Annotated in this window: 14 protein-coding genes; 7 read left to right on the top strand and 7 right to left on the bottom strand. The window is 48.6% G+C overall.

Annotated features, from left to right (window positions below):
• Positions 1 to 68: 68 nt before the first annotated feature.
• Positions 69 to 1109 (bottom strand): LCP family protein, encoded by a 1041-nt coding sequence (locus CRG97_RS26290; RefSeq protein ID WP_098748599.1) that lies wholly within the window; start codon positions 1107 to 1109, stop codon positions 69 to 71.
• A 275-nt stretch (positions 1110 to 1384) separates the two neighbouring features.
• Between CRG97_RS26290 and CRG97_RS26285 the strand changes: the two genes are divergently transcribed.
• Together CRG97_RS26285 and CRG97_RS26280 are read left to right on the top strand one after the other, a co-directional pair.
• Positions 1385 to 1828 (top strand): Rrf2 family transcriptional regulator, encoded by a 444-nt coding sequence (locus CRG97_RS26285; RefSeq protein WP_098748598.1) that lies wholly within the window; start codon positions 1385 to 1387, stop codon positions 1826 to 1828.
• Positions 1829 to 2052: 224 nt separating this feature from the next.
• Positions 2053 to 2907 (top strand): VOC family protein, encoded by an 855-nt coding sequence (locus tag CRG97_RS26280; RefSeq protein WP_098748597.1) that lies wholly within the window; start codon positions 2053 to 2055, stop codon positions 2905 to 2907.
• Between the two features lie 83 nt (positions 2908 to 2990).
• Here the strand turns inward: CRG97_RS26280 and CRG97_RS26275 are convergent, their stop codons facing one another.
• Positions 2991 to 3506, bottom strand: a complete 516-nt coding sequence (locus CRG97_RS26275) for a hypothetical protein (protein ID WP_098748596.1) — start codon at positions 3504 to 3506, stop codon at positions 2991 to 2993.
• 307 nt (positions 3507 to 3813) lie between these two features.
• Between CRG97_RS26275 and CRG97_RS26270 the strand changes: the two genes are divergently transcribed.
• Positions 3814 to 4419, top strand: coding sequence for a winged helix-turn-helix domain-containing protein (locus CRG97_RS26270; RefSeq protein WP_098748595.1), 606 nt, complete (start codon positions 3814 to 3816; stop codon positions 4417 to 4419).
• A 24-nt stretch (positions 4420 to 4443) separates the two neighbouring features.
• A complete protein-coding gene (locus CRG97_RS26265; protein WP_098748594.1) occupies positions 4444 to 5250 on the top strand; it encodes an MBL fold metallo-hydrolase in 807 nt (268 codons plus the stop codon).
• Between the two features lie 31 nt (positions 5251 to 5281).
• On the opposite strand, the gene CRG97_RS26260 is transcribed toward CRG97_RS26265, so the two are convergent.
• Positions 5282 to 5605 carry a rhamnogalacturonan endolyase family protein gene (locus CRG97_RS26260; protein ID WP_481856219.1) on the bottom strand — a complete coding sequence of 108 codons (324 nt, stop codon included), beginning with the start codon at positions 5603 to 5605 and terminating at the stop codon, positions 5282 to 5284.
• A 359-nt stretch (positions 5606 to 5964) separates the two neighbouring features.
• Here CRG97_RS26260 and CRG97_RS26255 point away from each other — a divergent pair, with 359 nt between their 5' ends.
• Both CRG97_RS26255 and CRG97_RS26250 read left to right on the top strand, forming a co-directional pair.
• Positions 5965 to 6546, top strand: coding sequence for a sensor domain-containing protein (locus tag CRG97_RS26255; RefSeq protein ID WP_098748593.1), 582 nt, complete (start codon positions 5965 to 5967; stop codon positions 6544 to 6546).
• 65 nt (positions 6547 to 6611) lie between these two features.
• The gene (locus tag CRG97_RS26250) at positions 6612 to 8438 is read left to right on the top strand and encodes a helix-turn-helix transcriptional regulator (protein ID WP_098748592.1); all 1827 of its coding nucleotides are present in this window, start codon (positions 6612 to 6614) and stop codon (positions 8436 to 8438) included.
• A gap of 79 nt (positions 8439 to 8517) precedes the next feature.
• Here the strand turns inward: CRG97_RS26250 and speD are convergent, their stop codons facing one another.
• The 4 genes from speD to CRG97_RS26230 form a co-directional block, all read right to left on the bottom strand.
• Complete coding sequence (gene speD, locus CRG97_RS26245; RefSeq protein ID WP_098748591.1) at positions 8518 to 9333, bottom strand: adenosylmethionine decarboxylase; 816 nt, start codon at positions 9331 to 9333, stop codon at positions 8518 to 8520.
• 316 nt (positions 9334 to 9649) lie between these two features.
• Positions 9650 to 10012, bottom strand: coding sequence for a VOC family protein (locus CRG97_RS26240; RefSeq protein ID WP_098748590.1), 363 nt, complete (start codon positions 10010 to 10012; stop codon positions 9650 to 9652).
• 31 nt (positions 10013 to 10043) lie between these two features.
• Positions 10044 to 10505 (bottom strand): SRPBCC family protein, encoded by a 462-nt coding sequence (locus CRG97_RS26235; RefSeq protein WP_098748589.1) that lies wholly within the window; start codon positions 10503 to 10505, stop codon positions 10044 to 10046.
• A 90-nt stretch (positions 10506 to 10595) separates the two neighbouring features.
• Positions 10596 to 11378 carry an AraC family transcriptional regulator gene (locus CRG97_RS26230; RefSeq protein WP_098748681.1) on the bottom strand — a complete coding sequence of 261 codons (783 nt, stop codon included), beginning with the start codon at positions 11376 to 11378 and terminating at the stop codon, positions 10596 to 10598.
• A 187-nt stretch (positions 11379 to 11565) separates the two neighbouring features.
• On the opposite strand from CRG97_RS26230, the gene recQ reads away from it, so the two are divergent.
• Positions 11566 to 13446, top strand: coding sequence for a DNA helicase RecQ (gene recQ, locus CRG97_RS26225; RefSeq protein ID WP_076324552.1), 1881 nt, complete (start codon positions 11566 to 11568; stop codon positions 13444 to 13446).
• The last annotated feature ends 71 nt before the right edge of the window (positions 13447 to 13517 follow it).

Here is a 13517-nt window from a genome sequence, read left to right as displayed (position 1 = left end):
ATTGGCTTTTTTTCATATCAAGCTTCACCTTCTAGTCAGGCGATTCACCTAACCTCGAGCGATCAGCTTTACTTCGTACCTGGGATCATCAAATCTTCCAGTTTGGTCTCTTCATCGGACCAGTTGGCGAGCAGTTCCTGAATATACTGGACGTCCGAATCGTCCGGATCATAAAAGTAACCGCCGCGGATCACTAAGTCTTTTCCCTTCAGCATGTAATTCTCAAACGTAGGCGGGGAGTCGTTAAAAAATAGGTTTTCGGCCAGTTTGAGAATGAATTCGGAGTTTAAGTCCAACGTAAGATTGCTGCCTCCGATACGAATCAACTCCGGGATCTTGGTTATATTTTTCAATTCAAATACCCGATCCATTAAGGAATTGAGGAATATGCGCTGGCGCATGGTGCGGTTGAAATCCGAATCTTCCCGGTACCTGACATAATTTAATGCCTCTGTTCCATCGTAAATCGGCTTGTTGGGCTCGATCCGCAATTTGATATGATTGGCGCTTTTGTTCTCGATAACTTTATCGATGGGGAGTTTAATCCCATCCAATGCATTGACGATATCCGTTAATCCGTGGAAATTGATGGCTGCATAATAATCGACAGGGTGCTGAAACAGATGCTCAACCGTATCAATGGCCATTTTCGCGCCGCCGTGGGCGTAAGCTGAGTTGATTTTGGAGGTGACTCCCCTGCCGATCACTTCCGTGTAGGTATCCCTGGGAATGGAGACAAGCAATATTTTATTAAGGTCAGGTCGGATGACAGAGTAGATGATCGTGTCGGAGCGGGCAGGCTCGTCCTCGCGTTGATCAACGCCCAGAAGCAAAACCGAGAATGGCTTTGTTGCCTCCGCAGCAGGCTTGGGCGAATCAGGATTACCAACAGGTTTGTAGGAATGGTCTAGCGTATGTTTGATATCTTTCGCGAAAAATGCCTGAAAAGCCATCCAGGACAGTTCTTTTCTGAAAATATAGCCTAGTCCGCCTAAGAGAATTAGTATAGATAAGGATATTCCTATCCATTTTTTGAGTTTGATATGGCGTTTAGGCTTTCGAGGACGTCTGATAGAATACGTTTCGTTTCGGTTTTGGCTGGGATCCATGGATTTCCTCCTTGAATGTTTTGGGATCATGCAGGGATGCTGGATTATGTTTAAATAGGGTGATTTTACCAATACATGTTGTGATCATTATAGTGAAAAGCTCAGGAAAATCAACATAAAATTACATTAAATCCCATATATATTTTTGAATTTGTATAATTAATACCTGATTTTGGCTCACATAACGGCGGCTTAACCGTTGACTTTAGGGTCTAATGTAACTATGATGGTTACATGCTAGTCATCTGAAGATTTGGTCCGTCAGGAGGGGTCACATGAACATAAGCAGCCGATTTGCAGTGGCCATTCATATTCTCTCCGTGTTGGAGATGAATAAGGCTGGCGTCAGCACATCAGATTATATCGCGGAGAGTGTGAACACGAATCCGGTGGTTATCCGGCGTATTGTCGGCATGCTGAACAAAGCGGGCCTGGTTGAGGTTAAACCTGGCGTAGCGGGATCGAAGCTGGCAAAGCATCCGTCCGAGATTACGCTGCTGGATATTTATCATGCCGTTCATGTCGTGCAGGAGGATTCCCTGTTTGGCATTCATGAGAATTCGGACACAAAATGTCCTGTTGGCAAACATATTCAAACGGCGATCGTTCCGGTTTTTTCAGCTGCTCAGAAGGCCATGGAGAACACGCTGCATGAGGTCAATCTGGAAGAAATCGTCCGGAAAATTTGTGCCTCTGCGAATGGAACATCAAGTGAATAAGTGAAAATCACACGCTCGATCCTATGCAGGATGGGCGTTTTCTTTTGGTTAAACGTTGGCGGCTTTTCGATTTACTTGTAAATTACTGGATTTGACAACAAGGATGTCCTGTAACTATAATGATTACAAGTAAGATGTAACTGATTTGATTACAAGTTTAGCCTATCGTTAGTTTGAATATATGTTATGAACAAAACCAACAACAACATTCAAGGAGTGAGAATATGACAGCTATTATACATCCATCCACAAAGCTCGGACCGGTCTCTCTGCGGATCAGTAATCTGGCACAATCCGTACGCTTTTATACGGAAGTCGTCGGTTTGAAAATGCTTCGCCAGCATGGCCGTGTTGCCGAATTGACGGCAGACGGCAAGCAGCCGCTGCTGATTATAGAGGAGGTTCAAGATCTGGTGAGACCGCAGACTCGGACGGCAGGTCTATACCATTTTGCGATCCTGGTTCCGAATCGGGAATCGCTCGGGCTTGCGCTTGCCAACCTGATCAAGCATAACATTCCTGTCGGCCAAGGCGATCATCTGGTCAGCGAAGCATTGTACATTAATGATCCGGACGGGAACGGCATCGAGATTTATGCCGACCGACCAAGGGATACCTGGAAGCGTGATGCCAAAGGGGAATATGTGATGACCACAGATCCCGTTGATGTAGAGGGACTGCTGGCTCTCTCCAAGGACAGGGAATGGTATGGACTTCCCGAAGAGACGGTTATCGGGCATGTGCATTTCCACGTGTCTAATCTGCATGATGCCCGCGTATTTTATTGCGATGTTCTTGGTTTTGAGTTGACAGCCCATTATGGCGGCGCTGCGTTGTTTATATCCGCAGGAGGATACCATCACCATATCGGGCTCAATGTTTGGGCAGGGATCGGTGTACCGAACACGCCAAGGAGCGCTGCGGGTATGGAAGATTATACGATTGAGCTTCCGAGCCATGAGGAGCTTGAGGCGGTAACCGGGCGTGTTCGTGAGGCGGGGCTGCGTCTGGAACAGCGCGAGGGCGTCTGGGCCGTTCAAGATCCCTCGGACATCTGGATCCGGTTGGTTGTTGCTTAACATAATATAAGTCGAAGAAGCCTGTCCGCTATGATAGCGGGCAGGCTTCTTTACTAGATATCACCGTTATCTTTATCTGGGGGCTATAACCGGTCTAATTCTCCCAGCGTACGAAGCATGAACTCCAAGATATTCGGGATATCTCCCATCTGTTCTTCGTTGATCCTACGAGGAAAGCGAAGCTCGATCGTATTATGCAGCGATACCGCATCATCGCTGTAGGTATACCGGATCGTTTGCAGCGGGGGAAGCTCCGGATTCCATATCTCCTTCATGATCTGGGCGATAGCCGGACACGCTATGGAAGCATCAGCGATGTTTATATGAAAGCGGAGCTTTAGCTCGCAGGCCGGCTGACCTTCCGGAATTTCCAAGATCTCGGCCGCCAAATCCCGGAGCCCGGTCTCCAAGCAAATTTCGGCTGAAGTTGTGGATGGCGTAGTCAGCTCGAACCGGAGACTAAAACTTCTGGACAACGTGGCCATATCCAGGAGATCCTTCCTGTCGGTAACACGAATGATTTCATCGAGGTTGTCGAGGTCATAGACCGCATTCTCGATGCCAACCTTTAAATTTTCGAATATCGTCGGGTCAAACATGAGGCACATCCTTTGAACATCATAATGTCGTACATACGATTGTGGATAATATATCATAATTTAGCTGTTTAAGGGGAACATGCTTGTTGTGCTATAAGCAGGGACCTCTCAGCGTGATTTCCTTCATTCTATTTAACAGTATTGCCTAATTATATCATCGTTGACTCGTACTCGGTTTCTGGTTTGCGTATAACCGTAAATCGTAGGAGCAGCATGATTGACCCACGTATAGAAGTCATGATAGGATGAAATGAACGACAGTAAAAATAATTTTACCGGTAAAATGTATGGAGGTGTTAAAATAAAAATGACAGGTGTCTATAGAATTAAAACCCATGAGCAGCTCAAAGCGATTGCCGATCCACTGCGTACCAAGATACTGATGAATCTCGTGAAGGATGCCTACACCGGACAGCAGCTAGCCGAGATACTGGACATTACGCGGAACAATATTTACTTTCATCTGAAAGAGTTGGAGAAGCACGGCATCATTCATGTGGTCCGGAAGGAAGAGAAGAACGGTATCGTGCAGAAATACTATCGCGCCGTCGCAAGCCGCTTCATACCGGAAGATCATTTGCTGCCAAGCCTGGATTTGGTAGAAACGTCCAGACAGGTATTTATGGAGACACTCGATGTTACCCGAACGAAGATTGAGAGCGCACCGGCTTCTTCTTTTGCATTGGACAGCGCGAGCGAACAACATCGAAAAAACATTGCAGGAACCTACCGCTTTCACGCAACGAAGGAGAGCTTCCATGCTTTTGTGGACGAGTTCAAGCAGCTCATGAATAAACACTTCACGATGGAGACGGCCGAAACAGACAGTGCGCCTTTGTCCGCAGAAGAGAAGAATTACTATATGTCGTTGATCGCATTTCAAGATGATCAGGAGGATATCACCATTCGATAATCCTTGATGGGGGAGTAATTACATATGGAGAATAATCAATACAACGTCGTTATCGATGATGCATGGTTTACCGTATCGCAGCTGGATGAGAGCACATTTGCGGTCAGCGAATACGGACATTGGGAGAAGGTGCATTCGTTTCTGTTGATAGGAAGCGAGCGAGCCGCATTGATCGATACGGGACTTGGCATCGACAACATGAGACGGATGACGGATCAACTGACGGATTTACCTATTATGGTGCTAACCACGCATGTTCACGCAGATCATATCGGCAGTCATGGGCAGTACGGGGAGATTTATGTACATGAGGCAGAGGAGGACTGGCTCGTTAGCGGGATTAAGAAGCTTTCTATTGAACAAATCCGCAAGGACATATCACGCGATATCACGAGACCTGTACCGTCTTCCTTCGATCCGGCAACCTATACCCCTTATCAGGGCCAGCCGGCCGGTATTCTCCGGGATACAGATGTCATCGAGCTGGGCGGGCGGAGTTTGGTCATTTACCACACACCGGGCCATTCTCCCGGACATATTGCGGTATTTGATATAAACCGAGGTTATTTGTTCACAGGGGATTTGTTGTATGATGAGACGCCGGTATATGCTTTTTATCCAACGACAAGTCCGGAAGATCTCGTAAACTCTCTGGAGCGGATAGCGAATATCGATGGTGTAAAGCGAATCTACGGTTCTCACAATACGCTTGGGCTGGATCCGGCATTGCTGTCCGTGGTAAAAGAAGCCGTGCAAGAGCTGCGGGAAAAAGACCTTGTCCGATTTGGAACGGGCATTCACCGGTTCAACGGATTTTCGGTTCAATTTTAATAGCACCGTTATAAGAAAAGCCGCCTGCAGATCAGAAGTAATCTGAATCTGGCAGCGGCTTTTTCGCAAAAACGATGCTCACAGGCGTCAGTCCTTGATCACCATATCCGGTTACTTCTCCGGCAAGCAAGCGCCAGCTTAGGAAAATGCCCTCCGAAGTGGAGGCGGATACAATGCCCCTATCCAAATACTCCAATTGAACGCGGCCGGCTTTCGTATTGGCCTTCTGCGCAGGGCCTTCTGCTTCATATAAGGGTGCGGCAAAACCTCCGCTGCTCGCGGCGATCATCATGGGAAATACAAGAGCTGCTGCCAGCAACTTGCGGATCAAGCCGATTTTACTTCCATTCTTCATGTTCAGCCACCTTTCCTATCATGGTTTGGATGCTGACACACAGTATTCCGTATGCGCTTTCATAAAAGGGTGAGGGATCCTCCTTCCTGGATGGAATTTGAAGCGATTGGAAAATCACTTTCATTGTATGGAACATTAGAGGATGACAACATACAAAAAACAGGCCATTTGATTTAAAAAACAGAGTTTATTCCGGTATCCATACATAAAAAGAGAAGATCAAAAAAAACTTGTACCCACAAGTACAAGGCCTAATAATCAGGCGTGTCATATGACATTTTGACACTGTTGCACATGACAATAAGTGCAGTAGGATACAGGAATATCAAGGTCATGAGGGCATGAAAGGAGTCTAATCTATGAGGAAATGGCTGAGGGAGTACCTGTTGAACTTTTGTTTTTTGATGCTGACGTTTGGAACCGGGGTGTTTTACTTTTGTTTCTATCTTGTAGGCCTTGTATTTGGCTTTAGCATGAGTTTCACCCTGATCGGGATACCGGTTCTTACCTTTGTTATGCGAACGTCGTGGACCTTCATGAATTATGATCGGATTCAGGCGAAGTTCTATACGGACATAACGATCGAACCTGTTATGAAAAGAACCTCATCCGGCTCCTACTGGAGTCAGGCTAAAGTGGAGCTATCGGACATCCGAAATTGGAAGGCCGTGTCGGTGCTCATGCTGAAGTTTATCATTGGCATCGTTAGTTTGTTCGGTGCTGTTATCTTTTTTATCGTTCCCATTCTATGGATATTGGCACCATGGTTCAGTTCCTTTGTGGATATCAACATGGGGCCGATTCGCATTGATACCTTGCCCAAGTCACTGCTTATGATGGTCGTCGGCGTTCTGTTTGCTTATGCAGGGTCATGGGCGGCTAAGGGAGCGGCGAGATGGACAGGCCGGTACACGCAGTGGATGTTTTCGGTTTGGAGGTAGACACACTGTGAGGGCCGTGTCATATTAGGGAGGAACCGTGAAGGAACTGTAGGGAGTGAAAGCTTTTGTTTGATATCGTGAAACAATGGAAGTGGTGCGACTGGGCTATGCTCTTTATTCGCATGATGGGCTGCATCTCTCTGATCTTTGCGTTTATAGAGTTCAGGCACCAGCTTACCGCAGAGTTATGGATGGTCATCATGTGGGAATTGGCAGCATTCTCGATCCCCTGGCTGTGTCTGCTTCTAAATCATAAAGCATATTTGATTACCGAGATCTTATTATCAGGCGGAATCGCCGTTTATTTGACTTCCTTATTCCCGGAGGCTTACTTGTCGTTTATCATTCCGGCTTTTCTGATGGCTGCGAACAGCTATGGAACTACGTACAGATGGACAGGCCCCCTTGCGGCCATCTTGGTTCCAATACTGATCAAGCTGAATGCCCCATCAACGGATTTAATACTGATGATGGAGCATGTTGCCTTTGCGTTTGCGTTAGGATTTGCCTTTCATCTGTTGATGGCCAACTATCGCCAGAATGAAAGCATTCGAACACATAATACGATATTAGAGCAGTATTTATCTCAGGTCGAACGAGTCACGCTGTTGGAAGAACGGGAACGCGTGTCCAAGGAACTGCATGATACGATGGGCCATACGTATACGGCGGTCATTATGGGCTTGGAATCGCTTCGTTCTACGGAAACAGATGCAGCTGCTCAGCGTAAGCTGTCCAATCTGCTGGAGCTGACGCGGAGAAGCCTGGATGAGGTCAGAGGGTATTTGCATGAGCTGGATTCACCGCAAGAGCAGCTTTCTTTGGTGCAGTCATTGAGACAGGTAGCGGAGGATTTCGAGCAAAACACAGGGGTAAGGGTAGGACTTAGAGTGCTTGGTGAAGAGTACCCAGTATCCCGGCAGGCCCAAATGACCTTCTATCGTTGTCTCCAGGAGTCCCTAACGAATAGTGCGCGTCATGGTAATGCGACGAGGATTGATGCTATGCTTCAATTCGAATTGCAGCAGACCCGGCTTGAAATTCTGGATAACGGTATTGGAACCGGGCAAATCCAGGAAGGTTTCGGTTTAAGCGCCATGAAGGAAAGGGCCTATCGCCTTCAAGGCCAAGTTTCGATTTATTCGACTCCTGAGGCAGGAACCGTTGTGACCTGCAGCTTGCCTAGAATTTCGGAGCCTGCAGATGAAGTCATCCGACTTTTATTGGTGGATAATGAACCTTTTATCACGGAGAGTCTCGGCATCATCCTGGAATCGGAGAAGGATCTTGAGGTGGTAGGATGTGCTGAACATGGGGAACATGCCTTGGACTTGTGTGAGAAGCTTAACCCCCAGCTGGTGCTCATGGATCTGGAGATGCCCGTGATGGATGGCATTACAGCGACGAAGTTGATCAAACAACGTTGGCCGTTAGTGAAGGTTATCATATTCACCACATTTGAGCAGAGGGGAAAAGCTGCGGAGGTTATGCGAAGCGGAGCGGACGGTTATTTGCTGAAGTCGATGGAGCCGCGTGAGCTTGCCGAGAACATACGAATCGTGTATCGTGGCGGAACTTTGATGAATCCGGCGATCTCGGCTAAGCTTTTCGATGGTGAAGTGGGTGATTTCATGAAGGAAGAGGGTGGTACTGCATCCGTCATTGAAGCCGATCCAGGGTTGTCTCCACTGCTGAAGTCCTATGATCTGACACCAAGGGAGATTGAGGTGCTGAAGTATCTCTCCCAAGGCTTGCGGTACAAGGCGATTGCAATGAAATTGTATCTGTCAGACGGGACTGTACGGAACTATTCTTCAACCTTGTATGCCAAGCTGGGCGTCCGCAACCGGGACGAAGCGATAGAAGTTGCACATCAGGCCGGGCTCCTATGAGCCCAGCCTGATTTTGATTCATTCATATTCCTTGTATAGAAGCAGCACATGTTGATGGCATCACATCGGGAGCCCGTCATCAGTAGCTGCGGTCCATGTTTTTACCGTAATAGATTTCGTCCATCTCGAGTTTGATGCGCTCGGTTATTTTCTGCTGCTCGGCATCGGATAGCTTATCCTTAGTATAACCGAACAGATAATTGTCCAGATCAAACTGCTTCAGCTTACACTTGGTGTGGAAGATGTTTTCCTTGTATACGTTGACATCAATCATATCGAACAGATCCTTGGCTTCGTCCGGAATATAGTTCTGAATGGAGCTGATCTCATGGTCGATAAACAGCTTGTGTCCGTGAATATCTCTCGTGAAGCCCCGGATTTTATAGTCGATTGTCATAATATCCGTATCAAAGGAGTGGATCAGGTAATTTAGGGCTTTAAGCGGTGAAATCTCCCCGCAGGTCGACACGTCGATATCGGCCCGGAAGGTGCTGATTCCCTCATCCGGATGGAATTCCGGATACGTATGGACGGTAATGTGGCTCTTGTCGAGCTGCAGGATGACGTTATCCGGCAGCGGACCCGGCGATTCGTCATAGGATTCCTCCGGAACCTCTACGACAGGGCCCTCAGATACAAGCACCGTTACACTGGCGCCTTGTGGGATATAATCCTGCTTGGCAATGTTCAGGACATGGGCTCCGATGATTTCGGCCACATGGCTCAATATTTTTGTGAGTCGATCTGCGTTATATTGTTCATCAATATATTCCAAGTACGCTTCCCGTTCTTCTCGAGTCTTTGTATAGCAGACATCGTACATATTAAAGCTGAGCGCTTTCGTCAAGTTGTTGAACCCGTGCAGGGTAACGCGTTCTTCTGGTGTCATATCCATATGAATTTCCCCTTGTGTAGTTAATATATCAGTTCGAGTACCTATTATTTCCGAAACCGACGATTCCTAATCTGCCCATGCTCGCCTTCTGGTTAACATTAATATGTTCTTACCCGCAACGGGTTCAACATTAACAGATGGTTCAGGAATGGTAGAGACAAGACTTGGCGGCTCAAAAACTTCAAAAAGGCCAACCAGAGTTCTCGGCTGACCTTATCATACGAGAAGGACACCTGCTGCATGCAGCGTATCCTTCGGGCATTTATATGGACTTCACTCATATTGATGATAACCATGATCCTTCCAAACGGCACGATTACTCCGTAAATTCCAGCAGTTCGATCACATTGCCAAAAGGGTCCCGAATCGCGCTGTATAGACCGGGAGGGCACGGCAGCGGGGTATCAAAGATGACCTCCACGCCCTGCGATTTGTAGTTCGCGATCGCTGCGCTTACATCAGCCGTCTCAAGTCCGATAACAACCTGGGCTTCATGCGGGTAATCGGTTCTCGTAGGACGGTCGCATTTTTGCAGAACAAGGGACATGCCCTCATGTTTCAAACTGATGATCTGATCATCATAAACCTCGGAAACTTCAAATCCCAGAATGTCGCAATAAAATCGCGTGGCTTGATCCATATCGCTGACATTGATTGATAAAACGCAAAGATTTGGCATAGTCATACACTCCTCTAGTTTATGGCTTGTCTTACTGGCAGCATAGAATGCCTTCACCGGATTCAATGCTGGATTTTAAGCTGGTCAGCATGCCTTTCCATGCATCCACATGCCATTCCCGGGCTTGCAGCGACGCTTCGGTATCCTTCCAGCCCGTATGCTCCAAGGTGATTCTTGTACAGCCGTCCTGTTCAGGCCAAAAAGACACCTTGACCACGGTCAACTCCCCCTGATTCATCGTTTCCGTAAAGGGATCAGGTCCTTTCCACTCAAACACGAGGGTACACGGCTCATCATACTGCAAAATAGTACATCCTGCGGTGCACATCGATTCACGATTGGCGGGGTTAAAATAAAGCTCGAACTTTCCGCCCGTCTTCGGTTCAATTTCCGCAGCCGGCGCAAACCACTCGGTTATCCTCGCAGACTCCGTCCATGCTCGCCAGAGGAGCTGCACATCGGCCTGAATCACGGTTTCTTGAATAATGGTCATGTTTAATCCTCCATCATATAGTGCTTATTGCTTTTTGGATAACGCTTCTTGCAGTTCCATTATAAATGGATAGGCGATTCGAAAATTCTTCTACCTTGCGCTGTTATTCCGATCCTTCTCAAACAAGAGCAGAGGCAGATTCACAACAATCGGCGGGTCATAGGGCAGAGGCTCGCGCAAGGTAATCTTCACGGCGAGATCGGTTCCTTCGTCGATATGGACAGGATCCTCCAGCTTGCCTCGCAAGGATTTGCTCAGCAGAAAATAATCCCGCGGATTGAGGCTCCAGGGGATGCCCGCGGCCAGCACATAATACGTACCGACCGGAATGCCGGTTAAGATACAGGTTCGCTTCTTATGGACAGCCGTACCGGATACGGGTTTCTGATCAGGTACGGGTCTTGGAAACAGACCGACGTAAATCATGCCGCGAAACCTCTCGGGAGCTTCGATCCGGCAATGAATCCGGGGCAGAGATTGCCTTTCTTCCTCTGTCCAGGTTAATGGCTTGTGCTCATATTGATTCACGTAACGATGAAGAGACTCCGTGGTGGTGCGGAACTTTTTCGGAGACAGGCCGACAAATTGCTTAAAGCGGGTATTGAAGGTGCCGGGACTTGCCAAACCGATGCTCATTCCGATTTTTACGAGCAGGGAAGGACTTTGAAGGAGCTCGATTTTGCCGGCTTCAACCCGGAGCGCGGACAGGTATTGCCGGAGGGATATGCCGGTGACACGTTTGAATACTCTGGAGAAATGGAAGGGACTATATCCCACTAGGCCAGCGAGCTGCTCGGTAGTCATGGGCTCGTCCAGATGCTTCTTCATATATTGAATAGTTTGATTTACGGCCTCGGTATGTGCGTCATTCATTAGGATCACCAACTTCATTTTTTGGGCTCTACATGATCGCAACCCTTTTTCCACATTTATGAAGTTCTCCTCGCCCAATGCAATTTCCTTCCCCGATTTGGTTGCCCATTCATGGAAAGGCCGTTAAACTTAAAGGATAAGGGCTTTTCGAAACGGAAAACCAAGGTGAATTAAGGAGTTTTTATCCATGAATGTGGAAACAAATGATAGAGAATCGATGAATATGGATACAGCACGGGATTATCTGCAGAAATATTACGGCTATCCTGATTTTCGGGAGGGTCAGAAAAAAATCGTCGCCAGTCTTCTAGCGGGTCAGGATACGCTCGGGATTATGCCGACGGGCGGAGGCAAATCGATCTGTTATCAGATTCCGGCGCTCCTGTGTCCGGGTCTGACGTTGGTTGTATCGCCTTTGATCTCCTTAATGAAGGATCAGGTGGATGCCCTTACGACAGCGGGTGTGGCCGCTGCCTATATCAACAGCACGCTCAGCGGCAAGGAAGTGAACGAGCGCATACGTGCGGCCAAGCGCGGAGAACTGAAGCTGTTATATGTCGCCCCGGAACGGCTTGAACTGGATTGGTTCCGGGAGGAGATGGCGGGTCTCGATATTTCGATTGTGGCTGTCGATGAAGCTCACTGCGTATCCCAGTGGGGGCATGATTTCCGGACGAGCTATCTCTCGGTGGCTCCTTTTGTTAAAGGTCTCCCGAACCGTCCGATTGTGGCGGCCTTTACGGCCACGGCCACGCCTGAAGTTATGGAGGACATGCAGCGTCTGCTTCGGCTGGAGCAGCCGCAGGTGTTCGTGACGGGCCTTGGGCGCGACAATCTGGAGATGTCGGTGCTTCGCGGTGAGAACAAGCGGGAGTTCGTGCTGGACTATGCGGCCTCGCATACCCACCAGCCGGGCATCATCTATGCCGCCACTCGTAAAGAGGTGGATGATTTATGCCAACGCCTTCAAGCCAAGGGGCTCCTTGCGGGTCGATACCATGCCGGCATGAGTGATGCGGAGCGAGCGGAGAGCCAAGAGGCCTTCCTGTATGACGATATTCGCGTTATTGTTGCAACGAACGCATTTGGCATGGGGATCGATAAATCCAACGTCCGGTATGTCATCCATTACAATATGCCGAAAAATATGGAGTCCTACGTGCAGGAAGCGGGTCGCGCCGGACGAGACGGCGAGCCCAGCCAGTGCATACTGCTGTTCAGCGCCCAGGATATTATGACGCAGAAGTTTCTGATCGAACAGAATCCCCAGGAGGGAGAGCGTAAGCAGAACGACTACCGGAAGCTGCAGCAGATGATTGATTACTGCTACACCACAAGGTGCCTGCGCAGCGCGATGCTGGATTATTTCGGGGAAGAGCACGAAGATAAGTCCTGCGGTACGTGCAGCTCCTGCACGGATGATCGGGAGCTTGTCGATATCACGGTAGATGCGCAGAAAATCTTCTCCTGCATCCACCGGATGCGCGAACGCTTTGGCGTGTCCATGGTCGCTTCCGTGCTGAAGGGCTCAAGGGCCAAAAAAGTACTGGAGTACGGCTTTGATCGCCTTCCAACCTATGGCGTGATGGCGAATCGGACCGAGAAGGAGATATCCGAGACGATCAATGTGCTCATCTCGGAAGGGTTTCTGGCGTTGACGGAAGGCCAATACCCTGTCGTGAAACTGCAAAGCGAGGCGGCCGACGTGTTAAAAGGGCAGCGCGAAGTGATGCAGCGTGTTCCGCGTCCTTCCAAAGCCGCAGGCAGCCAGCGCAGCGGCAGTCGCCGCGATTATTCGCCGTCAGCCGTCAACGAGACGGTGTTCGAGCAGCTGCGCTTGATTCGGCGTGAGCTGGCAAGCAAAGAGCATGTGCCGTCCTACATCATTTTTAATGACGCAACTTTGCGTGAGATGAGCGTGGTTTGCCCGCAGAGCGAGGATGAGATGCTGAATGTCAAAGGGGTCGGCGAAGTGAAATTCCGTAAATACGGCCGTCCGTTCCTGGAATTCTTCCTGAATGGTCAAGGCACATCGAGTGACGGTGACGACTTGTATGACTATGAATGATAACCCGGCATAGCAGGCAGAAGCCTTTTTGCCGCTTGATTGCTTAAGATAAACCAACCGGTAACAAAAAC

This window comes from Paenibacillus sp. EZ-K15 (assembly GCF_002573715.1).
Lineage (GTDB): Bacteria > Bacillota > Bacilli > Paenibacillales > Paenibacillaceae > Paenibacillus_AQ.
Note: the sequence above shows the minus strand (reverse complement) of the source record. Positions and strands in the feature narration are given on the sequence as shown.

What these genes read in the sequence shown, in the direction of transcription:
- CRG97_RS26275 (WP_098748596.1), bottom strand. Translation starts at nt 3,506, where the DNA reads ATGTTTGACCCGACGATATTCGAAAATTTAAAGGTTGGCATCGAGAAT.
- CRG97_RS26230 (WP_098748681.1), bottom strand. Translation starts at nt 11,378, where the DNA reads ATGAATGACGCACATACCGAGGCCGTAAATCAAACTATTCAATATATG.
- recQ (WP_076324552.1), top strand. Translation starts at nt 11,566, where the DNA reads ATGAATGTGGAAACAAATGATAGAGAATCGATGAATATGGATACAGCA.
- CRG97_RS26290 (WP_098748599.1), bottom strand. Translation starts at nt 1,109, where the DNA reads ATGGATCCCAGCCAAAACCGAAACGAAACGTATTCTATCAGACGTCCT.
- CRG97_RS26260 (WP_481856219.1), bottom strand. Translation starts at nt 5,605, where the DNA reads ATGAAGAATGGAAGTAAAATCGGCTTGATCCGCAAGTTGCTGGCAGCA.
- CRG97_RS26280 (WP_098748597.1), top strand. Translation starts at nt 2,053, where the DNA reads ATGACAGCTATTATACATCCATCCACAAAGCTCGGACCGGTCTCTCTG.
- speD (WP_098748591.1), bottom strand. Translation starts at nt 9,333, where the DNA reads ATGGATATGACACCAGAAGAACGCGTTACCCTGCACGGGTTCAACAAC.
- CRG97_RS26240 (WP_098748590.1), bottom strand. Translation starts at nt 10,012, where the DNA reads ATGCCAAATCTTTGCGTTTTATCAATCAATGTCAGCGATATGGATCAA.
- CRG97_RS26265 (WP_098748594.1), top strand. Translation starts at nt 4,444, where the DNA reads ATGGAGAATAATCAATACAACGTCGTTATCGATGATGCATGGTTTACC.
- CRG97_RS26270 (WP_098748595.1), top strand. Translation starts at nt 3,814, where the DNA reads ATGACAGGTGTCTATAGAATTAAAACCCATGAGCAGCTCAAAGCGATT.
- CRG97_RS26235 (WP_098748589.1), bottom strand. Translation starts at nt 10,505, where the DNA reads ATGACCATTATTCAAGAAACCGTGATTCAGGCCGATGTGCAGCTCCTC.
- CRG97_RS26285 (WP_098748598.1), top strand. Translation starts at nt 1,385, where the DNA reads ATGAACATAAGCAGCCGATTTGCAGTGGCCATTCATATTCTCTCCGTG.
- CRG97_RS26255 (WP_098748593.1), top strand. Translation starts at nt 5,965, where the DNA reads ATGAGGAAATGGCTGAGGGAGTACCTGTTGAACTTTTGTTTTTTGATG.